This window comes from Nocardia sp. NPDC058658 (assembly GCF_042716665.1).
Classification (GTDB): Bacteria; Actinomycetota; Actinomycetes; order Mycobacteriales; family Mycobacteriaceae; genus Nocardia.
This window is the reverse complement of sequence record NZ_JBHXRR010000026.1, coordinates 1-23,662: the sequence shown is the minus strand read 5'-3', so window position 1 is coordinate 23,662 and position 23,662 is coordinate 1. Positions and strand designations below refer to the sequence as shown.

24 protein-coding genes and 1 pseudogene are annotated in these 23,662 nt (G+C 66.6%); 15 read left to right on the top strand and 10 right to left on the bottom strand.

What is annotated here, in order from left to right; translation table 11 throughout:
- Positions 1 to 55: 55 nt before the first annotated feature.
- Together ACFWUP_RS26885 and ACFWUP_RS26880 are read left to right on the top strand one after the other, a co-directional pair.
- Positions 56 to 346, top strand: coding sequence for a hypothetical protein (locus ACFWUP_RS26885; protein ID WP_379238755.1), 291 nt, complete (start codon positions 56 to 58; stop codon positions 344 to 346).
- Positions 347 to 732: 386 nt separating this feature from the next.
- On the top strand, positions 733 to 1,161 hold the full coding sequence (locus tag ACFWUP_RS26880; protein ID WP_379238754.1) for a DUF6463 family protein: 429 nt from the start codon (positions 733 to 735) through the stop codon (positions 1,159 to 1,161).
- Here the strand turns inward: ACFWUP_RS26880 and ACFWUP_RS26875 are convergent, their stop codons facing one another.
- The 4 genes from ACFWUP_RS26875 to ACFWUP_RS26860 all read right to left on the bottom strand — a co-directional run bounded on the left by ACFWUP_RS26875 (position 1,162) and on the right by ACFWUP_RS26860 (position 5,135).
- Positions 1,162 to 2,073: a DMT family transporter gene (locus ACFWUP_RS26875; RefSeq protein WP_379238753.1), complete on the bottom strand. Its 912-nt coding sequence runs from the start codon at positions 2,071 to 2,073 to the stop codon at positions 1,162 to 1,164.
- 121 nt (positions 2,074 to 2,194) lie between these two features.
- A complete protein-coding gene (locus ACFWUP_RS26870) occupies positions 2,195 to 3,736 on the bottom strand; it encodes an FAD-dependent monooxygenase (RefSeq protein ID WP_379238752.1) in 1,542 nt (513 codons plus the stop codon).
- Between the two features lie 117 nt (positions 3,737 to 3,853).
- On the bottom strand, positions 3,854 to 4,489 hold the full coding sequence (locus tag ACFWUP_RS26865; protein ID WP_379238751.1) for a LysE family translocator: 636 nt from the start codon (positions 4,487 to 4,489) through the stop codon (positions 3,854 to 3,856).
- Between the two features lie 70 nt (positions 4,490 to 4,559).
- The gene (locus tag ACFWUP_RS26860; protein ID WP_379238750.1) at positions 4,560 to 5,135 is read right to left on the bottom strand and encodes a TetR/AcrR family transcriptional regulator; all 576 of its coding nucleotides are present in this window, start codon (positions 5,133 to 5,135) and stop codon (positions 4,560 to 4,562) included.
- A gap of 99 nt (positions 5,136 to 5,234) precedes the next feature.
- On the opposite strand from ACFWUP_RS26860, the gene ACFWUP_RS26855 reads away from it, so the two are divergent.
- Complete coding sequence (locus ACFWUP_RS26855; protein WP_379238749.1) at positions 5,235 to 6,200, top strand: zinc-binding alcohol dehydrogenase family protein; 966 nt, start codon at positions 5,235 to 5,237, stop codon at positions 6,198 to 6,200.
- Positions 6,201 to 6,262: 62 nt separating this feature from the next.
- Here the strand turns inward: ACFWUP_RS26855 and ACFWUP_RS26850 are convergent, their stop codons facing one another.
- The gene (locus ACFWUP_RS26850) at positions 6,263 to 6,670 is read right to left on the bottom strand and encodes a YybH family protein (protein WP_379238748.1); all 408 of its coding nucleotides are present in this window, start codon (positions 6,668 to 6,670) and stop codon (positions 6,263 to 6,265) included.
- 39 nt (positions 6,671 to 6,709) lie between these two features.
- Here ACFWUP_RS26850 and ACFWUP_RS26845 point away from each other — a divergent pair, with 39 nt between their 5' ends.
- The 6 genes from ACFWUP_RS26845 to ACFWUP_RS26820 all read left to right on the top strand — a co-directional run bounded on the left by ACFWUP_RS26845 (position 6,710) and on the right by ACFWUP_RS26820 (position 12,264).
- Positions 6,710 to 7,099 (top strand): winged helix-turn-helix transcriptional regulator, encoded by a 390-nt coding sequence (locus tag ACFWUP_RS26845; RefSeq protein ID WP_379238747.1) that lies wholly within the window; start codon positions 6,710 to 6,712, stop codon positions 7,097 to 7,099.
- A 9-nt stretch (positions 7,100 to 7,108) separates the two neighbouring features.
- Entirely contained in the window at positions 7,109 to 7,732 is a 624-nt protein-coding gene (locus tag ACFWUP_RS26840; protein ID WP_379238746.1) for an alpha-ketoglutarate-dependent dioxygenase AlkB, read from the top strand.
- A gap of 53 nt (positions 7,733 to 7,785) precedes the next feature.
- Positions 7,786 to 8,235 carry an SgcJ/EcaC family oxidoreductase gene (locus ACFWUP_RS26835; protein WP_379238745.1) on the top strand — a complete coding sequence of 150 codons (450 nt, stop codon included), beginning with the start codon at positions 7,786 to 7,788 and terminating at the stop codon, positions 8,233 to 8,235.
- A gap of 339 nt (positions 8,236 to 8,574) precedes the next feature.
- On the top strand, positions 8,575 to 8,973 hold the full coding sequence (locus ACFWUP_RS26830; RefSeq protein WP_379238744.1) for a serpin family protein: 399 nt from the start codon (positions 8,575 to 8,577) through the stop codon (positions 8,971 to 8,973).
- Between the two features lie 114 nt (positions 8,974 to 9,087).
- Positions 9,088 to 11,415, top strand: a complete 2,328-nt coding sequence (locus tag ACFWUP_RS26825) for an NERD domain-containing protein (protein WP_379238743.1) — start codon at positions 9,088 to 9,090, stop codon at positions 11,413 to 11,415.
- Between the two features lie 192 nt (positions 11,416 to 11,607).
- On the top strand, positions 11,608 to 12,264 hold the full coding sequence (locus tag ACFWUP_RS26820; RefSeq protein ID WP_379238742.1) for a hypothetical protein: 657 nt from the start codon (positions 11,608 to 11,610) through the stop codon (positions 12,262 to 12,264).
- Positions 12,265 to 12,266: 2 nt separating this feature from the next.
- Here the strand turns inward: ACFWUP_RS26820 and ACFWUP_RS26815 are convergent, their stop codons facing one another.
- The 5 genes from ACFWUP_RS26815 to ACFWUP_RS26795 all read right to left on the bottom strand — a co-directional run bounded on the left by ACFWUP_RS26815 (position 12,267) and on the right by ACFWUP_RS26795 (position 15,920).
- Positions 12,267 to 13,238, bottom strand: coding sequence for a hypothetical protein (locus ACFWUP_RS26815; protein WP_379238741.1), 972 nt, complete (start codon positions 13,236 to 13,238; stop codon positions 12,267 to 12,269).
- Positions 13,239 to 13,379: 141 nt separating this feature from the next.
- Positions 13,380 to 13,619, bottom strand: a complete 240-nt coding sequence (locus ACFWUP_RS26810) for a YciI family protein (protein WP_379238740.1) — start codon at positions 13,617 to 13,619, stop codon at positions 13,380 to 13,382.
- A 29-nt stretch (positions 13,620 to 13,648) separates the two neighbouring features.
- Entirely contained in the window at positions 13,649 to 14,167 is a 519-nt protein-coding gene (nusB, locus tag ACFWUP_RS26805; RefSeq protein WP_379238739.1) for a transcription antitermination factor NusB, read from the bottom strand.
- Between the two features lie 2 nt (positions 14,168 to 14,169).
- On the bottom strand, positions 14,170 to 14,733 hold the full coding sequence (efp, locus tag ACFWUP_RS26800; RefSeq protein WP_358181657.1) for an elongation factor P: 564 nt from the start codon (positions 14,731 to 14,733) through the stop codon (positions 14,170 to 14,172).
- A 65-nt stretch (positions 14,734 to 14,798) separates the two neighbouring features.
- Positions 14,799 to 15,920 carry a M24 family metallopeptidase gene (locus tag ACFWUP_RS26795; RefSeq protein ID WP_379238738.1) on the bottom strand — a complete coding sequence of 374 codons (1,122 nt, stop codon included), beginning with the start codon at positions 15,918 to 15,920 and terminating at the stop codon, positions 14,799 to 14,801.
- 161 nt (positions 15,921 to 16,081) lie between these two features.
- Here ACFWUP_RS26795 and ACFWUP_RS26790 point away from each other — a divergent pair, with 161 nt between their 5' ends.
- The 6 genes and pseudogenes from ACFWUP_RS26790 to ACFWUP_RS26765 all read left to right on the top strand — a co-directional run bounded on the left by ACFWUP_RS26790 (position 16,082) and on the right by ACFWUP_RS26765 (position 23,536).
- Positions 16,082 to 16,555 (top strand): prepilin peptidase, encoded by a 474-nt coding sequence (locus tag ACFWUP_RS26790; protein WP_379238737.1) that lies wholly within the window; start codon positions 16,082 to 16,084, stop codon positions 16,553 to 16,555.
- A 182-nt stretch (positions 16,556 to 16,737) separates the two neighbouring features.
- Positions 16,738 to 17,946 (top strand): chorismate synthase, encoded by a 1,209-nt coding sequence (aroC, locus tag ACFWUP_RS26785; protein WP_379238816.1) that lies wholly within the window; start codon positions 16,738 to 16,740, stop codon positions 17,944 to 17,946.
- A gap of 83 nt (positions 17,947 to 18,029) precedes the next feature.
- Positions 18,030 to 18,560, top strand: a pseudogene (locus ACFWUP_RS26780) (shikimate kinase); the annotation flags it as partial.
- A gap of 885 nt (positions 18,561 to 19,445) precedes the next feature.
- Positions 19,446 to 20,594: an RNA-guided endonuclease InsQ/TnpB family protein gene (locus ACFWUP_RS26775; protein ID WP_379238736.1), complete on the top strand. Its 1,149-nt coding sequence runs from the start codon at positions 19,446 to 19,448 to the stop codon at positions 20,592 to 20,594.
- A 40-nt stretch (positions 20,595 to 20,634) separates the two neighbouring features.
- Positions 20,635 to 21,768 (top strand): 3-dehydroquinate synthase, encoded by a 1,134-nt coding sequence (gene aroB / locus ACFWUP_RS26770; protein WP_379238815.1) that lies wholly within the window; start codon positions 20,635 to 20,637, stop codon positions 21,766 to 21,768.
- 157 nt (positions 21,769 to 21,925) lie between these two features.
- Positions 21,926 to 23,536: a GMC oxidoreductase gene (locus ACFWUP_RS26765; RefSeq protein WP_379238735.1), complete on the top strand. Its 1,611-nt coding sequence runs from the start codon at positions 21,926 to 21,928 to the stop codon at positions 23,534 to 23,536.
- Positions 23,537 to 23,662 lie beyond the last annotated feature (126 nt).

The window sequence follows — 23,662 nt, the reverse complement described above, 5'->3', positions numbered from 1 at the left end:
TGGGCCGGGCCTTCAGACACTCCACCCCGCTCGACCGCGCAAGGAGATGACCGTCATGACGATTGCCGTCGAACTCGAATTCACCGGCTCGACTCTCGAACAGTACGACCAGGCCCTCGCGAAAATGGGCTTCGTGCACGGCGGCTCCGGCGGCCCCGGCCTACTGTTCCACCTGGCCAGAAAGACCGACACCGGATTCCACGTCACCGACGTCTGGGAATCCCCCGAACAGTTCCAGAGCTTCGCCGAATCCACCCTCGGCCCCGTCGGCATGGAAGTCGGCATGCCCAACCAGCCCACCATCGAGGTCCACGAAATCTACAACTACCTGGCCCAGAACAACTGACCACACGGAACCCATTCCACGACAAACCTTCTCGATGATCGCCTGCCAGACGACTCCCACCCCGACCTGGACGTCTGATCACCATGCACTGGTGCAGAATCCTTCTCGGGCGATGCTTGCATGAGTGCATGGTGATCAGCTGCCCAGATCGCTACCGACCGTCGGGTATTCGGTTGCGGCCGCGATAGGTGTGGGCTGCGATCGAGGTCATGGAATCGGGGGCGTTGGGTGGTCGGGCTGGTTATCGACTCCGAGGGCGGGTTCCGGCGGTCGACGTAAGCGGCTCGCGACGTGCGCCACCCCATACCTCCATCATCTATACGCAGCCGTATATCTGGCGTTATGCTCAGACTTGTACGGTGCCGTATATCTGGTGGGAGTCAGCCATGGAACAGTCGAATTCGAATCGGATGATCAGGTGGGGCGGCGGGATTATCGCGTTCATCGGCATCGGGCATCTCATGCTCGGGATGCTGGCCAGCTGGTCCTATTACGACGACTGGCTGACCTTGGAATTGTGGGGGCACTGGTGGGAGGACACCGGCGCGGCGAATGCGTTCTGGGGCAACCCCGCCGGCTTCGGCTGGCCGCTGTTCGTGGTCGGGGTGATGGTCGTCTGGATGGATCGCAACGGGATCGTTCCGCCGGCGTTCCTGGGCTGGATGGTGCTCGGCTGGGGCGTGTTCTGCTCAGTCGTCGTCGAGCCGACGCCGGGACCGTTCGTGGTGGTCGGTGCTGTCCTGCTTCTACGCGGAATCCGCAGTGCCAGTACGCCTGTCGATGCACCGACGCCGGATCTGGCGCCTCGAACGTGATCAGAGTGGCGCGGGCGGTTCCGGCGCGGCCTGACGGGTGGGTATCGCACTGATTGTCAAGGCCAGCATGACCAGTGCGATGCCCGCCAGTTCCAGCGCGGTGGGCCGCTGCGCCAGGGCGATCGCGCCGACGACGGTCGCGGTTGCCGGGAGTAATGCGAGCAGCAGGGCGAAGCGCGCACGGCCCACCGCGGTGAGAACCACCTGGTCCAGCGCGTAGGGCACCGCGCTCGACAGCACGCCGACGCCGAGTCCGAGCAGCCAGGTGCGTGGGTCGGCGAACACCCCGGCGTCGATTGCCAGCTGCGGGATCAGCACGAACGGCGCCAGCAAGACCGCTGCGGCCGCCATGCCGACGGCGAGGGAATCCTGGCCGTCACCGGTGTCGGCGACGCGTTTGCCGACCAGGATGTAAGCCGCCCACAGCACTGCCGAGGCGAGGGCGAACGCGACGCCGACAGGCTCGACATCGAGTTGCACGCCGGCGAGCAACACCACCCCGACCGCCACCAGCGCCACGGCGATCAGATCGCGAGCCCGTCGTGAGCCCAGCGTTGCCACGGCGACCGGGCCGAGGAATTCGATGGCGACGGCGGTGCCGAGCGGAATCCGCGCGATCGCCTCGTAGAACACGATGTTCATCCCGACCGTGACGATGCCGAAACCGGCCGCCGTGGCGATCCCCCGCCGAGTCCAGCGGGTTCGCCACGGTCGCCGCCACGCCAGCAGTGCCACGGCGGCCGCAGCGGCGCGCAACCACGCGACGGTGGACGGTTCGGTGGTGTCGAACAGGAAGACACCGAGCGCCGCGCCCACATATTGCGAGGTCGCGGCGATGATGAACACCATCGGCACCGACCAGCCGGGCAGCGCGTGCTTCGTCGGCCCGCCGGTCGTCGAGATCGCATTCATCCCAGGATTAATCCACAGCCGATCGAGGATTTCAATGCGAACCCGGCCCGGCCCGAACGATCAAGGGCCGGACCGTGATTCGCCTGACGTTCCGTCACGTGGCGACCGGGTTCAGGCCGACCTACTTCGATCGCATCGATTCCGGAATGCCGAACCATTTCGCCAATGCCGTGCGCAGTTCGGATTTCGCGGTGTCGGAAGGTTCGTCGATCGTTGCGGCCCAGGCGAGATGACCGTCCGGGCGGATCAGCAGAGCATCGGCCGGGCGATCACCGGTCTTCGCCGTGTGGATCACCACGCGCGGTGCCCACTCCTCGGCGACTTCGCGCAGGTCCGCACGATCGGCCAGATCGAGGAAGATCGGCCGTGCGGCGTGCATGAGTTCGGCGACGTCGGTGGCGCCATGATCTGTGTGCAGCGGCAGGTCGGGCACGAAAGTGCCGGTGAGCGAATGGGTTCCGGTGTTCGGGTAGCGCAGGTCGGTGCCCGCGACGAGAGCTCCCATGCGGCGCAGCGCGGGTTCGTCGGCGAGGAGTTCGGAGAACACCGCGCGCAGCGCTTCGGCAGCGGGGTCCTGGCCCTGGCGAAGGGCCGCCTGGGCGCGGGTCTGCAGTAGCGCGCGACCACCGGCGAAGTGGCGTTCTTCGTGGTAGGTGTCGAGCAGGTCGGCCGGTGCCCAGCCGTGGATGTCGGCGGCGAGTTTCCAAGCGAGGTTCACCGAGTCGGTCATGCCGAGGTTCATCGCGGCACCGGTGGCGGGCAGCAGGTGAGCAGCATCGCCGGAGAGGAAAACCCTACCCACGCGGTAGTTTTCGGCCTGCCGGTCCTGGAACTGGTAGCGCGACAAACGCGTCGGTGCCCCCAGCGGAACCTCCGCACCGAGGACGCGGCGGACGCTGTCGCCGAGTTCGGTCATGGTCAGCGGTTCGTCGTTGTCGTATTCGGTGTTGTCGTTCTCCGTGGTCTGGAAGAACATCACGCGCGACTCGGGGCTGACCGCGCCGAGCGCGAACACGCCGCGGTCGGTGTGGGTGAATCCCGGCGCGATCCGGCCGAATCCCGGCACCTCGATTCCGCCGTCGTCGAGCACGGTCACCGATTCGTGCACCGCCACCGCGGCCAACCGGTTGACCTCCGGATACGTGCTGCCCGGGAACTCGATGCCCGCGAGTCCACGAATCCGGCTGCGCCCACCGTCGCAACCGACCAGGTAGCGAGCGCGCACCCGGTACGACCCGTCGGGTCCGTTCACCTCCACGAGTACTGCGTCGGCGTCCTGCTCCAGCGCGACCACCTCGTGCCCGCGGCGGATCTCGGCGCCCAGCTCGATGGCATCCTCGGCCAGGAGTTGCTCCACCTGCGCCTGCGGAATCGCCATGGCGTGCAACGGGGTTTCGTCGAGGCCGGTGAAATCCAGATACACCCCGCCGAACGGGAAAATCGGCTTCGGACTGGCGTCACCGTTGACCGCGCTGATCCGATCGAGCAGCCCGCGATACCGCAGCACATCCAGAATCCGCCCACCGAGACCGCTGGCCTTCTGCGCTGTTCCCGGCTGCTCCCGACGTTCCAGCACCAACGGCCGAACCCCGGCCCGACCCAACTCCCCCGCGAGCATCAACCCGGCGGGCCCAGCGCCGACAACGATCACGTCGGTGGTCATCTCTTGCATCGTGTGTTACTCCCGAATATCGCTGGTCCCTGGATAGCTCAGCGATTGTGCAGCACTACCGGGGGCTTGCCGCAAGCCCCCGGATCGGCTATATCTTGGAGAGGGAAGTCAGTTCGTGCCGGTCAGCGCCATCCCCGCACCGACTCCGATGATCATCACCCCGCCGGTACTTCCGACAGTCTCCAAGCGTCGCGGCGAACGCACGAACCACGACCGCGCCGTCGCCGCGAGCAGCGCCCAGCAACCGTCCGAAAGCGCTTGGATCGCGAGGAAGATCGCGCCGAGGACCAGCAACTGCGCGGGCAGCGCACCCTCGGCAGGCACCGCGAACTGCGGAAGAACCGCGCCGAAGAACACGATCGTCTTGGGGTTGGTGGCACCGACGATGAATCCCTGTCCGAGAACCCGGCTTTCACCGAGGCTCGGCTGGTCCGACCGCAAAGCCGCCGCCAGTTCCTTCCGCTGCCGAATCGTCGCGATACCCAAATAGATCAGATACCCGGCCCCGGCAATCTTCACGATCAGAAACAACGTCGCCGAAGCCATCAACACCGCACCGAGCCCCAACGACACCGCAACCAACGGAACGAGTGATCCGACGACGGTGCCCGCGACCGACAAAACCGCGGAACGCCGCCCCAAAGCCAGCGCTCGACCGATCGCGAACAACACATTCGGGCCCGGAATCACAATGATGATCAGGGCGGCAACAGCGAACGCGGCGGCATGTGACAGCGGAACCATCTGTCGCAGCGTAGCCACTGTCGACCACACGCCGCATCGGATTTTCGATGAGGCCAGCGGGTGTCCACGCTCAGGGACCGCGCAGAACCGAACGAACCAGTTCCTCGATCCCCGAACGCAAGCGGTCGACCTCCCCTGCCCTGGCCATCTGCTGAGCGAGTTCCCCGCCGACTGTCGACAGCAACAGCGCGCCCACGGTGTCGGCGTCGACATCGGGGCGGACCTCGCGTAAGAGCGTGCCGATGTGCTGTGCCCAGAACGTATGGAATTCGGCGCTGCGCGGATGTGGCGGCATCGCTTGGTAGGCCGCGATCAGTTCCACATCATCGGTGACCAGGCTCGTCATGGCGTCGAAGAAGGCGAGTAGCCGGTCGGTCGCCGGTGCACCCGGCCCCAGCGGCGGCGGACCGCTCGAGACCGCCGCCATCAACTCGACGGCACCCTCGGCCACGAGCTCGTAGAGCAGGCCCGCGCGACTTCCGAACCGGTGGAAGATGGTGCCCTTCCCGACGCCCGCTGCTGCCGCTACCCGATCCATCGTCACCCCGGCCGCGCCGTGTTCGGCCAGCAACGCGGCGGTGGCATCGAGGATCGCTCGACGGTTGCGTGCGGCATCGGCGCGCTCGGCGGGACGTCGGTCGGTCATCGCACCGCTTTCTCGGCACCAGGCCGATCCGTTGACAAGTTGACCGGCGGTCCATATCGTTCGAGACATCTTGACCGGCAGTCAACTTATGGAGTTCTGATGCAGGCAATCGTAATGACCGAGACCGGCGCACCCGACGTTCTGGTGGCGCGCGAAGTCGACGAACCTCGCCCCGGCGACGGACAGGTCCTCGTCCGAGCGGAGGCGGTGCCGGTCCTATACCCGGAGACCAAGGTCCGGGCAGGCACGTTTCCCTTTCCCGCACCGCTGCCCGCAGTCTTCGGGTTCCAGGCAGCGGGCACGGTGGTCGAGGTCGGAGCGGGCGTCGATGCGGGGTTACTCGGCACACGAGTCGTCGCGTCAACGCCCGGCTTCGGCTCGTACGCTGAACTCGTTGTCGCCGAAGTGGATTCGCTCACGACTATTCCGGACAACCTGAGCACCGAACACGCTGCGGCGGTGCTGATGCCGGGTTCAGTGGCACTGGCCTTGATGCACACAGCAACAGTCGCCGTCGGCGAGACGGTCCTGATCGAGGCCGCCGCAACCGGTGTCGGCAGGTGCCTCACCCAACTGAGCGCCGCCGCGGGCGCGCGCGTGATCAGCACCGCGGGCGGGCCGAAAAAGGCCGAACTGGCACGCGACAACGGCGCGCACCATGTGCTCGACCACACCGCACACGACTGGGCCGCCGAACTGGCCGATCTCCTCGCAGGCGACACGGTGGACGTCGCGTTCGATTCCCTCGGCGGCGATTCGCTCTCCCCCCTGCTCGATCTCATCACGCCCCTTCGTGGCCGAATCCTCAGCTACGGCTGGCTGGACGGCGCACCGGCACAACTCAGCGTTAGCGATCTGATCTTGCGCGGACTCACGTTGTCGGGTTGCGCGGGTACCGCTTGGCTCGATGAGGTCGCTCGTCAACGATCCGCCGCGTTGGAAGCTGTGGCGCAAGGCCTGCTGACACCCTTGGTCGACTCGGCTCTCCCCCTCGCCAACGCGGCGGCCGCGCACCGAATGCTCGAGGAGAGGATCGCATTCGGTGCCGTCCTGTTGCGGCCATAAGGGATCTGTCGGCTCGTGGACGTGGATCGACACGGAGGCCGTGCCGCCTCGAGGTCTAGATGTCAGGCGGTGCCGAACGGGTTGTCGATGATGTAGCGCCAGTGGCCGTCGGCGTCGCGGCGGGCTACGTCGGTGGCGGTCCCTGTGAGGTGGATCGGGGTGCCGTCGGGGCCGGTGCCTTCTATTTCCCAGTCGACGATGAGCAGGGCGGTATCTCCCGCGACGTAGGTGTGGCGGGGGCTGACCCGGATCGGCAGGCCCAGAGCGAGAAAATCGGCGTTGGCTGCTCGCAAGGCGGGGCCGGCGACCTGACTGCCCGGTTCGGGCACGAACACGGCGTCGTCGGTGTAGACCTCCGCGAGCGAGTCCGGGTCGCCGGTGTTGAAGCGGTTCGCGAATACCGCGGGGTGTTGCCTCGGGTCGGTGGTGAGGGCGAGGGTGGGTGTGTGGTGAGAACTGATATGGGTCATAGCGACAGCCAACTCGGGCCGCACGTAGGCAACCAAACGGTGACCGACGTGGACTGGGACGACGAGCTCGTGCCCGACGACGGTGGGCGGACTCGCGCGCCGGAACCCGACTGCCCGGTCGAGGTCGCGCTGGCGGCGATCTCCGGCCGTTGGACGACCTTGGTACTGCGCGAACTGATGAGCGGGCCGCTCTCGTTCGGAGAACTTCGGCACCGACTGCCATCACTGAGCGCCAAAGTGCTCACCGATCGCCTCCGCGAACTCGAGGCCCGCGAGTTGGTAGAGCGACAGACACTTCGCGGCTTCCCCGTGCGCACAAGCTACGACCTCACCCCGCGCGGACGGGCGCTACGCCCGCTCCTGATCGAGCTCTACCGCACCGGCAACACCCTGACACCTCTATCGAACATACATTCGAACACCCGCTAGAATGGCCTCATGTCGCTGCCCCTGCAAGGTTCACTGTTCGACGGTGATGCGGTTGCCCTGGGTTCGATCGGGGCGATTCGGCGCACCCAGCTCGATGCGACGGCCTGGGTGGACGCGCTACCCGGGTGGTTGAGTGGCGCGAGTGAGCTGTTCGATCGGCTGGCGGAGCGGGTGCCGTGGCATGCCGAGCGCAGGCCCATGTACGACCGGGTGGTGGATGTGCCGCGGTTGGCGTCGTTCTTCGGGGAGAACGATCCGCTGCCGGATCGGATTCTGGTCGAGGCACGGGCGGCGCTGACCACGCATTACGAGACCGAACTGGGCGAACCGTTTCGGACTGCCGGGTTGTGTTTCTATCGCGACGGACGCGACAGCGTGGCCTGGCACGGCGACACCATCGGCCGTGGCGCCACGCACGACACGATGGTCGCGATCGTGTCGGTCGGAGCAGCGCGGTCCCTACTACTGAGGCCTCGTGGCGGCGGGGCGAGTGTGCGATTCACGGCGGGGCACGGGGATCTGTTGGTGATGGGTGGCGCGTGTCAGCGCACCTGGGAACACGCGGTGCCGAAAACCGCGCGCCCGGTCGGTCCCCGCATCAGTATCCAGTTCCGGCCGCGCGGCGTGCGGTGATCCGACCCACAACCCTTGACCTGAACCATTGTTGAGGGTCGAGAGTTGTTCACATGAGCGCGAACCTGATTCAGCCCCCGGTCCTCGACGACGAGACCGTGGACCACACCGCCGACATCGCCGCGATCCGCCGGATCATCGCCGACACGCAAACTGCCTACAACACCAACGACGCCGAGCTCATGACCGCACAGTTCACCGCCAACGTCGTAGTGGGCAATGCCGTCGGCATGCTGATCAGCGGACGCGATGCGCTGCTCGAAGCGAACCGACGCGGGTTGGCCGGATTCCTGAAGGATGAATTCGTTCGGTACGACGTCGTCGACGTGGCCTTCTTGCGGCCCGACGTTGCCATCGCCCACAAAACAGCACGTGCCACTACCGCCGACGGCACCCTGATCGACACCGAACCCGCGATGGTCGCCCTCTACGTGCTGGTCAAGCAGGACGGGCAGTGGTGGACCGCAGCCCGGCAGAACACGCTGGTGCCGTCAGCAGAGTGACCGAGGCGCCCGGTCGAGAACTGAGTCTTGTCGGTGCACCGCAATAGGATTCGTCGATCGGGGAGCCACGGATCTCGACTGCGCTAACGCAATGGGCCGCGACGTTCGGTGACAACAGGGCGGCGGGGTAATGGCCGTTACTCGCAATACTCGCCGGGCCGCCGACGGAACTCCCACGGCGAACTGGCTACGGCGATAGGCGAATCGCTGCGAGTTAGCTGGCTGACCAGTGGCATTCGCTGATACGAGGAGTTCGTGGCGGTAACCGGAGTCGGCGGTTGGGGGCGTCGGTTTGCGGCGACGTGGCGGATTGTCGGTGGCTGGTCGTAGGATTCGGGGATGGGGAGTTCACTTGTGCCGCATGTGCGGGCATCGAATGCGTTGACGGGGCGGTGGTGCGCGACGTTCGGGGGCGAGGACGCGGTGGTGTCGGGGGCGGGGTTGTGGCCGTTGCTCGCGATCTCCGCCGCAGGCCAGAATGTTGTCGCGCGGTTCGATGCCGCAGGCTTCGAAGCGGCCGCCGTCACCGCGGCGGCCATGGTCGCCGGGTCCGTGCCGAGGAAGGGATGGGCGACGATCACTTCGGTGGATATCGACCGACCCTTCGGTTTTCTTGCGGTGGACCGCCCGACCGGCCTCGTCCTCGTCGCAGGTCAGGTCACTGCACCGCCGCTGGAATGGGTTCGGCCAGTCGGCGAGGAACCGTCGGCGGGCCTGATACCGGTGGCGCCGTGGTGAGTTCGGTAATCGATATTGCCGAAGACGTTGCTCAGCAACAGGATTCGGTTTCGATACGGCCAGTGGAGGCCGTATCCTGGTAGAAGTCCGCAGTCGGGTGCACAGGGGGTCGTGGTGATCGTCGTTGTCGCGGACGAGAGCGATCTCGAGGGCGCAGAGCAGATCGTCGGCGAGGCCGTCCGTGATCAGGCGTTTCAGGCAGGTGGCGTTGTTGTCTTCCGCTGCCATGTGCCGGAGAGCCGGGGCGGGTCGGTCGAGGTCGATGCGCTGGTGTGCACGCCGCAAAGCGTCACCATCGTGGAGGTGAAGGGGTTCACCGCCCGTCAAGAGGGCACCCTCGCCACCCCACCGAACGGGCCGTGGACCATCGACGGCGAACCGGCCGCGCTCTATCACGCGACACGGGTGCCGAATCCGTTCGTTCAGGTGCGCCGTCAGGTCTTCGCCGCGAAAAGCCTACTGCAGCAGACCGGGATCTTCGGCTGGGTGAACGCGGTGATCGCGCTGGTCCCCCAGCCCGGCGCCGAGATCACCATCGAGGAGACCCGGATCGCCGACGGCTACCGTGCGGTGCTGGTCGACCGTGACGACGCATCGGCGCTGCACGACTACTTCCAGGGGGAGAGCGGGCGCACTGTTCGGCTCAGCGTCGAAGATGTCACGCGGGTGTTCGCGGCATTGAACCTGGGACATCAGCTGCCGTCGTCGGATGAGCTGATGGCTCAGGGTTTTCCAGCCGCCCTCGACCCCGCGACCACGAATCGGCCTGCCGCGCCGACTGCCATCGCCCCCTCGGTATCCGGTTCGGGCACAGAGGGTTCCGGTGATTCATCGAGCTCTGATGCCGGGTCGGGTAGATCGTCGCGGGTGGGCCAAGCAGCCGCCCCTGCGTTCCTTGCCGCTATCGATCGGCTTGCTCATCGGCCACCGGCGGCGGTCGCCACGTCATCGACCGGGACGGAGGAATCACGGGAATCGCCTACTCCGCGTGCGGAACTGAGCCGTGAGGACGCTACCGGTTCAGACGAGCCCGCCGCCGACGATGAAATTCCCAGTGGATCCGAGGGGCAGAACCCGCCACCCGACGATATTTCGGAGGATGAACCGGTCGGTGCTGACGCCACGCCGTTGACTGAACAGACCACAGACGCTTCGTCCCTTGATGATTCGCGGGTCAGGGAAGATGCCACGCCCGTTGCGCCTGACGACGCGGACCCGACATCCGCCGTCGCGGTGGCGGCACCGATCGGTATGGCCGCCGCGAGTCTTCCGACTGCTGGCGAGCAGGCGCAACGCGGGGATCATGGTGTAGATCAGGCACCGAGCGCAGCGGTCGTCGGGCCGAATTCTCACGATGAGCGGCTCGACCCACCGCTCGGAGATGAGCCCGAACAGGCTGTCTCGCTGAGCAAGTCCCCCGATGGGCCCGGATCAGGAGCGATCGACGTTCCACGAACCGACGACGAACCCCCGACGAGCGCCGCGCGTCACCGCGAACCGCCACCGGAAGAATTCGCCGAGCCCACGAAGGGATCAGGTGCCGCGGTCGGTGCCGCAACAGCGATCGGTGTCGGCGCTGCGGTTGGTGCCGGAGCAGCGGTTGGTGCGGCCACTGCAAGGTCGGCCTCCGAATCGTCCGACGCCGCTCCCCGGGTGAGCGCCACTCCGCACCACTCCCCTGAACAACAAGTGCCCCAGCAGAACCCGAGCCATTGGACCGATTGGGTCGACCGTGACCGGACGACTCGGCCGAGCCTGCTGCAAAGGTGGCGAGCGAGAGGCTCATCGCTGCGAAACGGCTGGCACAACCGCCCCGTTCGCGAACGCCACGCGCCGAGGCGGGGCCTGCGGATCGGACCCGGTGTCGGATTGCTGCTGTTCATCGTGCTGTTCGGCGCCGGATTCTTCGCGATCACCGCGGTGCAGGCGAGCCAGTTCGAAATGTCGGACTACGACCGGATGTGCGGCGCGGACAAGAAGCCGTTCCCGAATGCGGCGCCCTACGATCGCGACGGCTCGAGCCCGATCTACCTGTCGGGCCACCTCACCTCCATGGTCAACCCGGCCGACCCGACCGCATGGAATCCGAGCGACCCGTCCACCGTGCAGCTCATCGCCTGCATGAAACAGCTGGAACTGCGCGACCTAGTCCAGACCTGTCAATACGGCCCCGGCCCCGGCGCACCGGTCGGGCGCACCGTCAACCTCTTCCGCGCGACCTACGAGATCGCCGTCTACGAACTCCACACCGGCCGCGAAGTCGCCAAGGCGACCATGCTCGGCGAGCGCTACTCCAACAACCCGTCCAACACCGACCCGGACCGCTGCCGAGCAGCCGCCGACGCCGACGACTACCTCGGCCGCCGCCTTGGCCAACCATCGACAGCCCAGCTCACCGGCTTCCTCGCTCCCCTGGTCCACGCCGCCCGCACCACCCCTTGACCTGAACCCACCTCGAGGTAGCAAGATCACCTCGTGCCCCGCGCACACCCGACACCGCGCCCACCCAGCGCCGGTCGCGCCTCCGCCGGTTCCCTCGTACACCCACCGGCGGAGGCCGTCGGGATCAGGCAGCGGCCGCGTCCACTGACCGGTGGTGCGCGAGTCCGATTGCGGCAGTGGCAAGCTGACAGGGTGGAACAGCCGAGCCTCCCGCAGAACCAACCGACCGGGCAGCCACCGCGACCCGGCGAGTGGCAACCACCTCGCGGTCGTCGCAAACGCCCAGGTTATCGGGAACAACAAGCCCGCAACGCGCGCATGTTCGGCGGTAGACGCAAATGGGTTCTGCTCGCGCTGGCCGCGGCGGTGCCGATCAGCGCGGTCGGATCGGTAGCGTGGGGACTGATCTCTCCGCGATCGGATACAGCGCGGACCGGCGATTGCGGGTACTTCACCCGCCCCGGACGAGGTGGCTGGGACTTCCATCGCCGCGCATGCACCGACCCCGACGCGGTATTGCTGATCACCAACGGGTGGAGTACGCAGGAATGCGCGACGGGCGACATGAACTTCGCCCAGTCACGACGCAAGAACACCAGCAGTCCGATGAAGTATCTCTGCACTCACCTCAACGCGACAGTAGGCGAGTGTGTCAACGATCCGGGCAACGTCAACGCCCACCTCTACCGCATCCGCAAAGTCCCCTGTGGCCCAGGGGTATTCGAGGTCGACGCTCGCGTCGAGGCCCGTGATCCGAACGTCTGCGACGCATCACGGACGAGATTTCGCGAGACGAAGGCGATTACGCACGCCGCGCCCCCGGTCTCGTTCTGCTTGCACAAGATCTGACATCACGCAGCGGGAGTGTTCGGTTCCTCGGTCGGCTGTTCGCTGGTCCCCAATTCGAGTGCGCGATTGACTTTCGCCTGGGCCCGGAGCAGATCCTCGGCCACGATCCGCAGTGTGTGCGGCTCATCGAGGCCGCGGGCGCGAACCAACTCCGTCACAGTTTCCAGACGCAGCAGCGAAGCGGCAATGTATCCCTGCAGGACCGCGATTCGGTCAGCGGGGATCGTCTGAATCGTCTTGCTCGCCAACGACTCCAAGTCACGCTGCGCTTTGAGCGTATCGGAGGTGAGGACCGCGAAAACGCCCCAGAGGTCGTCCACGGTTTCGCCGGCGATCTGCGCGCGCAGCGACTCATAGGTTTCGTTGCGACGTGCTGAGGCTTCTCTGATATCACGCAATGCATCGCTGAGGTGCGATTTCATCCCCGCTGGAATCTGATAGACAGGATTGATTTCGGATGTCCCGATCCGCTTGGCGACCCCGCTCACGATCGCCAGCGCGTCGTCGAGATCGGTCAGCGCCACGCGCAGCAGTGGCGCGGTCGCGTGGAACCGAGGTTCCATCGCCTGCAGGTCGTAGAACTCGTTGATCCGTTTGCCTGCCACCGCGATGTCGCGGCTCAGCAACGCGATGTTCTCGTGCAAGCCCATCGCGTGCAACCGTTGGTCGACAGCAGTGTCCAGCGCGGCAACAACATTCGGATCTCGAGGTTCGTGGATATGATGGACTGCCGAAGCGACACTCGACCGCGAGAAGGCCTTCGTGAAGAAGATCGTACTGATCGATAGAGAGAGTCCGAGCACGAAATCGGGCTGAATCTTGAATATCTCACGCACGCTCCCCCGCGCCATGATCAAGATCGCAAAGACGACAGCGAGTCCCAAAGCAGCCCACAGATATTGGGCGCGTGTCATATGCAGGCTGTGCAAAGACTGATGACCAGTACTCATGATGCTCCCCCGTGCTTCGACCAATCGGCCGCAAATTTCGTACTACCTCCGAATCATCCTGTACAACAGCGTGATCCGCATGCCGAATAGCGGTGAAGGTCGAGCACCGAAGACGACAACAGCCGCCCATCCGGGTGGGATGGGCGGCTGTCGGTGGAACGGGGTTCAGGCCGAGACGGCTATTTCCCATTCGTAGATCGTCAGGTCCGAGGCGCCGGTGGTGTGGACCGGGTCGGAGTGGGCGATCGCTGTTGCGGCGGTGAGGCTTTCGGCCAGGATGACGTAGGCGCCACCGGTGCCGTCGGTGAAGCGACCGCTTTCCTGGAGTTGGCCCTTGGCGAGCAAATCCTGCAGGAAGTCGCGATGCGGTTCGATGACCGACGGGTCGAACTTCGGGGTGCGCATGACCATTACGAGGTACTTGTTCGCCACGGTCAGGACTCGGACTCGTCGCGCGCGGACTTGACGGCGGCGGTGGCGGCCGCGGCGGCGCGGACCTGGGGTGCCACCTGCACGACCTGGCCGAGGACGCCGTTCACGAACGACGGGGAGTCGTCGGTGGACAGTTCCTTGGCCAGCTCGACGGCCTCGTCGACCGCGACGACCGGGGGGACGTCGGTGGCGTGGAACAGTTCCCACACCGCGATCCGCAGGATGGCCCGGTCGACGGCGGGTAGCCGCTGCAGGGTCCAGTCCTGGAGGTAGCCCTCGATGGTGCCGTCGACCCGGTCGAGATCGTCGGCGACGCCCTCGACGAGGGTGGTCGTGTAGGCGTGCACGGGGGCCACGCTCTGGTCACGCGTGGCGAGGTCGGCGCGATCGGTGAGCAGCACGGAGACGTCGACATCGCGCGCCTCCGCCTCGAACAGCAGGTCGACGGCCCGGCGGCGCGCCTTGTGGCGCGCGCCGAGCTTCTTGAACGAGCCCTTCTTGTCTGCCGGGGAGTCGGTCACGATCAGCCGTTGACGCGGCCGAGGTAGCTGCCGTCGCGCGAGTCGATTTTCAGCTTGTCACCGGTGTTGATGAACAGCGGGACGTTGACCTCGGCGCCGGTTTCCAGGGTGGCGGGCTTGGTGCCACCGGTGGAGCGGTCGCCCTGCAGGCCGATGTCGGTGTGCTGCACGACCAGCTCGATGGTGACGGGGAGCTCCACGAACAGCGGCGCGTCCTCGTGCACGGCGACCTGCACGCCCATGTTCTCCAGCAGGAAGCGGGCACCGTCACCGATGGTGGCCTCCGGGATGGAGATCTGGTCGTAGGTGTCGCCGTCCATGAAGATGTAGTCGCTACCGTCGTGGTACAGGTAGGTCATGTCACGACGGTCGACGGTCGCGGTCTCGACCTTGACGCCCGCGTTGAAGGTCTTGTCGACGACCTTGCCGGACACGACGTTCTTCAGCTTGGTCCGCACGAACGCGGGGCCTTTGCCCGGCTTCACGTGCTGGAATTCGACGATCTGCTGAAGCTGACCGTCGATCTTCAGCACAAGGCCGTTCTTGAAGTCGCTGGTGTCCGCCACTGTCTTCGGATCTCCTCGTTCGTATTACTGCGTACTTGGGGGTTACTGCGTTCTGCGCGCCGACATCAGTCGACGATGATCAAGTCCTTGCTGGTGCGGGTGAGCAGTTCCGGGCCCGCTTCGCGCACCACGAGCGTGTCCTCGATCCGGACCCCGCCGCGGCCGGGAAGGTAAACACCAGGTTCGACGGTCACCGCCACACCAGCAAGAAGTGTACCGGTACTCGTTTTCGCCACTCCGGGTGCTTCATGGATCTGCAGCCCGACGCCGTGTCCTAGTCCGTGCACGAACTGCGGACCGTACCCCGCGTCATCGATGATCATCCGGGCGGCGGCGTCGACGTCGCTGGTCTGCGCGCCCGGTTTCAGCGCCTCGGTTCCCGCGCGTTGCGAGCGGGCGACCAGTTCGTAGATCTCGCGCTGCCAGTCGGCGGGCGGGCCGAGGACCAGGGTGCGGGTCATGTCGGAGTGGTAGCCGTTGACCGTCGCGCCGAAATCGAACTTCACGAAGTCGCCGGCGGCGAGGACGGCGCCGGTGGGGCGGTGGTGCGGGATGGCGGAGTTAGCGCCTGCGGCGACGATGGTCTCGAAGGAGATCGCGTCGGCGCCGTGGTCGAACATCGCCCATTCGAGGTCTCGGGCGACCTGCTTCTCGGTGCGGCCGGGACGCACCAGGCCGCGTTCGAGCAGGGTCGCCAGCGCCTTGTCGGCGGCCGTGCACGCGGCGCTGAGCTGGTCGACTTCGTAGGCGTCTTTGACCATGCGCAGCTGTTCGACCAGGCCCGAAGTGGGGACGAGCTGCAGGCCGGTGCGCAATTCTTGGAATGCGGTGTGGCGATCGACGGTGACCACGTGGCTTTCGAAGCCGACGCGGCCCAGTTGCCACTCCCCGGCCAGCTCGAGGATGCGGCGCGCGGTGGCCCGGCAGATCTCGGCCTGCAGGTCAGGGACCTGTTCGGCGACCTGTGCGGAGTAGCGGCCGTCGGTGCCGATAACGGTCCGGTCCTCGGCGCCGCGCATGTCCCAGGAGTGCACCAGCACAACGGCATTGGATCCGGTGAAGCCGGTCAGGTAGCGGATGTTGACCAGCTCGGTGACCAGCAGCGCGTCGACACCGTTTTCCACAAGCAGACTCCGCAGGGCGCCACGCCGGGCCGCGTAATCGGGAGCCGTGTATTCAGCACACATGTGTCAACGCTACCGCTGAACGGGCGACACGTCGGCACGCGACGGGAGGTGAATTCGGATCAGCGGGCAACTGGATACGGGTTTGTTCACATGTGCGGAAGTTATCCACATTCTCTGCTGAGGCCCGCTTTTGGTGGTCGTGGCGCGCCACGATCGATGCCATGACCACTGCCGCGTTCTGTTGCCTCATCGCCTGGTGTTTGTTGCTCGGCGTCATCGATATCCACGCTCGTCGCCTGCCCAACGCGCTGACAGGCGTCGGTGCGGCCGCGGTGTTCCTGTTCGCCTTCTCGACAGGGGAATTGGGGACCGCGGTGATCGGCGCCGCGCTGTTGACGATGCCGTATCTGGTGACGCATCTGCTCTCCCCTGCCGCGCTCGGGGCGGGTGATGTGAAGCTCGCGGTGGCGCTCGGTGCCGCCGCGGCGATCGCCGGGCCGCCCGCATGGGTGTGGGCTGCGATCGCTGCACCTGTGCTCACCGCGGCCGCCGCGGCCGTGCTGCTCGGCAGTGACCGATTGCGGGCGGTGTTCGGTCGTGATTCGGGGCGGGTACGTGCGGCGCCGACACGACGGCTGGTTCCGCACGGTCCGGCGATGTGCCTGGCCACGGTGACCGCGATGGCGTTGGCATGATCGGCGGTGCGACGCGCCGGGAAGACCTCGGTGACGCGATGTCGTCGACGGTCCGCAGCAGGCCGGTTCGGCCGGATCAGGGCGGTGGCCGCCACCGCGCGGCCCTGCGCGGCGAGGACGTGCCGCTCGTCACGTCGGCCCGCATTCCCAGTTACACGTGTCGACATGGGAAGATGGTCGGCGTGTTGCGCTGGATAACTGCCGGAGAATCCCATGGTCCCGCTCTCGTCGCCCTCCTGGAAGGGATGGTCGCCGGAGTCGAGGTGACATCGGACGATGTCTCCGCACAGCTCGCCCGCCGCCGGCTCGGTTACGGGCGCGGCGCCCGGATGAAGTTCGAGGCCGACAAGGTCACCCTGGTCGGTGGCGTGCGCCACGGCCGCACGATGGGTGGACCGGTCGCGATCGAGATCGCCAATTCCGAGTGGCCCAAGTGGACCGAAGTGATGTCGGCGGATCCGATCGACGAGGCCGAGCTCGCGGGCATGGCGCGCAATGCGCCGCTGACCCGGCCGCGCCCCGGTCACGCCGATTACTCCGGAATGCTCAAGTACGGCTTCGACGATGCCCGGCCGGTGTTGGAACGGGCCAGTGCCCGCGAGACCGCGGCACGGGTCGCGGCGGGCACCATCGCGCGCAACTTCTTGCGTCAGGCCTTCGGCGTCGAGGTGATCTCGCATGTGGTGTCGATCGGCACCGCGGCCAACACCACCAGTGTCACGCCCGGCGCGACCGATCTCGACGCGATCGATGCCAGCCCGGTGCGGGCGTTCGACGCCGATGCCGAGGCGGCGATGATCGCCGAGATCGAGGCGGCGAAGAAGGACGGCGACACGCTCGGCGGTGTTGTCGAGGTGATCGTGGACGGCCTGCCGATCGGGCTCGGTTCGTTCGTCAGCGGCGAGCAGCGCCTCGATTCGCGCCTGGCCGCCGCCCTCATGGGCATCCAGGCGATCAAGGGTGTCGAGGTGGGCGACGGGTTCGAGACCGCGCGTCGGCGCGGCAGCCTGGCCCATGACGAGATGCGTCCCGGTCCCGACGGTGTGCTGCGTTCGACCAACCGGGCGGGTGGTCTCGAAGGCGGCATGACCAACGGTGAAGCACTGCGCGTGCGTGCTGCGATGAAGCCGATCTCGACGGTGCCGCGTGCGCTGTCGACCGTTGACATGTCCAGTGGCGAGGAAGCCGTCGCCATCCACCAGCGCTCCGATGTGTGCGCGGTGCCCGCGGCTGCTGTTGTCGCGGAGTCGATGGTGGCATTGGTGCTGGCGCAGGCCGCGCTGGAGAAGTTCGGTGGCGACTCGCTGGCCGAGACCGTCGACAACATCACCAGTTACGTCAAGCGGATCGGCAGCCGCCCACACGTGCCCGCGGACAGCCGTACCCCGTGACCGAGCAGGGGCGGCAGGGGGCCGCGCCGGAGAGCGACGCGGACCCCTCACCAGCGACCGTCGAGCCAGGCGCTCCGACGAGCGTGACGCCCACCAGCGGCGACACTCGGGCCGCACCGGTTGCGCGGGTGGTGCTGGTCGGGCTGCCCGGCTCGGGGAAGTCGACGATCGGGCGCAAGCTGGCCAGGGAACTCGGGGTGCAGCTCTACGACACCGACGCGGGGATCGAGGCCGATACCGGACGCACCATTCCCGATATCTTCGCCACCGACGGTGAGGCGGAGTTCCGCCGGATCGAGGAAGAGGTGGTGCGCCGCGCCGTGCTCGGGCACGACGGGGTGGTCTCCCTCGGTGGTGGCTCGGTGCTGTCCGCGCGGACCAGGGAACTGCTGCGGGACGCGATGGTCGTCTACCTGGAAATCAGTGTGTCCGAAGGGGTTCGGCGCACCGGCGGGAGCAGTGCCCGCCCACTGCTCAACGGTGTCGACCCGGCCGCCAAGTACCGGGACCTGCTGCGTGAACGTCGCCCCCTCTACCGCGAGGTCGCTTCGGTGCGCGTACGCACCGACGGGCGCAGTCCTGGCCGGGTGGTGCGGATGATTCTGGCCAAGCTCGGCCTGGAATCGGTGCGCACCGACGTTCAACCCGCACGGGCCAATGCTGGAAATGCTTCCGCCGCAGCGGGTTCGGTCACAGGCAGACCCGGAACGGGCAGCAATCGTTCCAAGAACCGGAGACGGGCCAGGGCTCGTGCCGCCGCCGCGCGACGAGGCGGTGCGGAGCAGACGGGCGTGGTGTCAACCGAACGTCCCGACAGCACCGAAGGTCGGAATTGTTCGGCGGCAACACAATCCACGACAACCAGGGCCACGGTCGACGAAACCACCGGTGCCGCCCCCACACCCGGCGCCGCGCACGGCGAGTCTCGCAGTGCCGGCAGTCGACGGTCCCGGCGCGGCCGGTCACGCCGAGGCGGCGCACGTATCCGGTCCACAACCAGCGTTGCCGCGCGCGACACGGGCAGCTCCGTACCCGAGAACTCTGAGAGCCAATCGAGCTCGCGAACAGGATCGCGCACGGACAGCGCCGACAACCGCCATGCCGATAATAGCCCGGCGAACACTCGCAAGACCGGACGCGGCCGAAGGTCGGCTCGCCGTGAAGCAGGTGCCCCCGGACGGGCGGGCCATCGCGGTGGTGCGGCAGATTCCTCATGCAAGCCATCGGGTTCGGCGACGTCGGATCAGTCGACGGACAACCGGGCCGGTGCACCGCAACAGGGTCAGCGCGCCAGGGCATCCGGCGATGCGGATCGCGGGACGAGTACCAACGAACGCAGGCGGCGCGGGCAGTCGCGTCGGCGTGGCGGGCGACGTAATAACAGTGACCAGAAAGAATCGGAGCAGCGCACGTGAGTCGAGAGTCTGCGACCGCTCCCGGTGCACTCATCAACCCATCGTCAATCACCACCATGCATAGCCGAATGCTATTGTGCCAACATGCAGTTGCGCTATCAGTACCGCGTATACCCGACTGCCGGGCAGCAGAACCTGCTTGCTCAGGTGTTCGGGTGCGTTCGCGTGGTGTACAACGACTGCCTGCGGTTGCGCCAGAATGCAACTGCGACCGATGTAAAGATTTCCGACACCGAGATTCAGCGGCAGGCGATCACGCTTGCCAAGCAGACTCCGGAGCGCGCATGGCTGGCCGAAGTGGCGAGCGTGGCGTTGGTTCAGGCGTGCCAGGATGCACGGCGGGCATACCGCAACTGGTTCGACTCCCTCTCGGGCGTCCGCAAGGGACGCCGAGTCGGTGCACCTCGGTTGCGATCCCGCAAAGACAATCGGCAATCGATTCGGCTGACCCGCAACGGGTTCACAGTGCGCCCGAATGGGCGACTGTTCGTGGCGAAGGTCGGGGAACTCAACGTGCGGTGGTCACGTCGCCTACCAAGTATCCCCTCGTCCGTAACGATCATCAGGGACGCATCGAACCGATACTTCGCATCGTTCGTGGTGGAGGTCGGCAACGAGCCATTGCCGCCTACAGATTCCGACGTCGGAATCGATCTTGGGTTGACTACGTTCGCAGTCTTGTCGAGTGGCCGAACGATCGACTCTCCGAAGTTCCTACGCCACGCGGAACGCAGCCTCCGAAAAGCGCAACAGTCCCTGTCCCGCAAGGAGAAGGGCAGTCGGAATCGCGCCAAGCAGCGCGTTCGTGTCGCGAAAGTACATGCGTCGGTAGCCAACTCCAGACGCGACTGGGCTCACAAACAGTCCACTACGATCATCCGCGAAAACCAAGCGGTGTTCGTCGAAGACCTGTGCGTGCATGGCATGGCCCGAACCAGGATGGCGAAGTCGATTCACGACGCCGGTTGGGCCATGTTCACCCGAATGCTGCAAGACAAAGCCGCCCGCTTCGGGCGGCACTTCGGAAAGGTGGGCCGGTTCTATCCGTCGAGCCAAATATGCTCGACGTGCGGGACTTCAGACGGCCCGAAGCCGCTCTCGATTCGGGAGTGGCAGTGCAAGGCGTGTGGCGTGGTCCACGACCGCGATCTCAACGCCGCTATCAACATCCACGCCGCAGGACGTGCGGAGTGGCTAAACGCCTGCGGAGAGACGGTAAGACTCTCTGCCTAGCAGGGAGCGCGACTCAGTGAAACAGGAACCCACCGCAGCGCTGCACGGCGGCGAGGACGTCAAAGAGCCGAACATCATCCAGGTTCGCACCGCCGACCCGTACCCGGTGATCATCGGCCGCGGGCTGCTCGGCGATCTCGTCGAAGCGGTCAACGCGGGCGGTGCCGTGCGGACCGTGGCGATCTTCCATCAGCCGCCGCTGGCCGAAACCGCCGAGGCGGTGCGTAAAGCGCTGGCCGACACCGGGATCGACGCGCACCGCATCGAGATCCCCGACGCAGAGGACGGCAAGGAACTGGCCGTGGCCGGGTTCTGCTGGGAGGTGCTCGGCCGGATCGGCCTGACCCGCAACGATGCCATCGTGAGCCTCGGCGGCGGCGCGGCCACCGACCTGGCCGGATTCGTGGCCGCCACCTGGATGCGCGGGGTGCGGATCGTGCATGTGCCGACCACGCTGCTGGCGATGGTCGACGCGGCGGTCGGTGGCAAGACCGGTATCAACACCGAGGCGGGCAAGAACCTCGTCGGTAGCTTCCACGAGCCCAGCGCGGTGCTGGTCGATCTCGCGACCCTGGAAACGGTGCCGCGCAACGAGATCGTGGCGGGCATGGCCGAGATCATCAAGGCCGGTTTCATCGCCGATCCGGTGATTCTCGACCTCATCGAAGCCGATCCCGAGGCCGCCCTCGATCCGACCGGCGAGGTGCTGCCCGAACTGATCCGCCGCGCCATCCAGGTGAAAGCCGACGTGGTCGCCGCCGACCTCAAGGAATCGAGCCTGCGCGAAATCCTGAACTACGGCCACACCCTCGGCCACGCCGTGGAGCGCCGCGAGCGCTACCGCTGGCGTCACGGGGCCGCGGTGTCCGTCGGGCTGGTCTTCGCCGCCGAACTGGGTCGGCTGGCCGGACGCCTCGACGACGCCACCGCCGACCGGCACCGCACCATCCTGGAGAGCGTGGGCCTGCCCGTCAGCTACGACGGCGACGCCCTCCCCCACCTGATGGACGCCATGCAGACCGACAAGAAGACCCGCTCCGGGGTGCTGCGTTTCGTGGTCCTCGACGGCCTCGCCAAGCCCGGCCGTCTCGAGGGTCCTGACCCGTCGCTGCTGGCCGCGGCCTATTCGGCGATCGCCCGCGAGGCCACCCCCGGCGGTCCGATCCTGCTCTGATCGACTCGTGTGTGCCCGGCACTCGATGCCGGGCACGCACGATCGACTCGGGTTCGGCGGGCGACGAAGATCCGGCCGGTGCGTACGGTCGCGGTTGCCCACCCGCACAGTGGAACTCGCGGCGCCCGGTAGGAAACCGGTTGGTACAGTCCGCGACATGAGGGACGCTCGTTTCACACGTAGGACGGCGCTGCGCGCAGCCGGAGCCGGGATCGCGGCAGGCGCGTTGGGGATCGGGTCCGCCATCGCGGATCAGGGCAAGACACCGGCTCAGGGTAAGACCGCTGTGGTGATCGGCAGCGGGTTCGGCGGGGCGGTCGCCGCGTACCGGCTCGGCACGGCGGGCATCAAGACGATCGTGCTCGAGCGCGGTCGGCGGTGGCCGATCACCGCGGCGGGCGACACATTCTGTTCCAGCGCTGCGCCTGATCGTCGCGCCGCCTGGTTCAGCGATTCCCCGGTGTTGTCGCCGCTGCAGCAGACCACGCGAATCGAACGCTATGCCGGAGTCCTCGACGCGGTCCGTGGCAATGGCCTGGTCACACAGTACGGCGCCGGCGTCGGTGGTGGTTCCCTGGTGTTCGGCGGGTTCCTCGCCCAGCCGCGCCGCCGCGATTTCGAAGCCACCTTTCCCCGCGAGCTCGACTACACCGAGCTGGCCGACGTCTACTACGCGCGCGCCCGCAAGAACCTGGGCGGTAGTCCCCTGCCCGCCGACATCCTCGCCACCCCGGAATACCAGGGTGCGCGGTCCTGGCTGCAGGACGTCGCCGACGCGGGGATGGAGCCGCACTTCTTCGACTTCTGTATCGACTGGGATGTCGTGCGCGCCGAACTCGCCGGTGAACGGGTGCGCTCCATCGCGATCGCCGAGATGAACAACGGGACGAATTCGGGCGCCAAGAACAGCGTCGACCGCAACTACCTGCTGTGGGCCGAGCAGACCGGCAATGTGACGGTCAACCCGCTGCACGAGGTCACCGAGATCCGGGAATCCGGGCGGCAGTTCACGGTCTCGGTCCGCCAGATCGACGAGTTCGGCACCACGCTGGGGAACACGCAGGTCGTCGCCGACTACCTGTTCATGGCGGCGGGCTCGTATTACACGCCCGCGCTGCTGGTGTCGGCGAAGGCCAAGGGGCACCTGCGCAATCTCAACCAGCATGTCGGCCAGGGCTACGGCACCAATGGCGACTTCCTGTTCAACCGCCTCAACAATCGACGCCCGTACGGCGCGACCCACGGTGGTCCCGGTGTCGCGCTGGTCTACGACGACACCCATGAGCGCGGCTCGATCTCGATGGCGTGGCAGGCGGTGCCACCGGTCGGCGGGATCGACCTGAACAGTCTCACCACCCACCTGATCATCACCGACCCGCAGCACCGTGGGTCGATCGACTACAACTCCGCGCTCGGTCGCGCCGAATTGAACTACCCGTGGCCGGAAGGCAATGAGGCCGACCTGCGTTCGCAGTGGATGGCGAGCCGGTTCAAGCAGTTCGCCGACGACCGGCACGGATTCACCGCCAACGGGGTTCCGGTGTGGCCCCGGCAGATCGGAATGGGCAGCTACTCCAGCTACCACGGCCTCGGCGGCATGGTGATGGGCAAGGCCTGCACCACCGACGGTGTGGTGCACGGCTACGACAATCTGTTCGTCGTGGACGGTTCGTTGTTGCCGGGCTCAGCCGCCCTGGTCAACCCGTCGCTGACGGTCGCCGCGTTCGCCGAGCGCTGCATGGACAAGTTCCTGACAGCACCCCGCTGATTCGGCGCGAAGGGCCGGGGCTGCGGCACGAGGCGGTTTCAAGGGGTCGTCGCAACACCACTGGTGTTAGACGGTAAGTAGATCACGCAGACGCTCGGCTGGGGTATCCCAGCCGAGCGTCTTGCG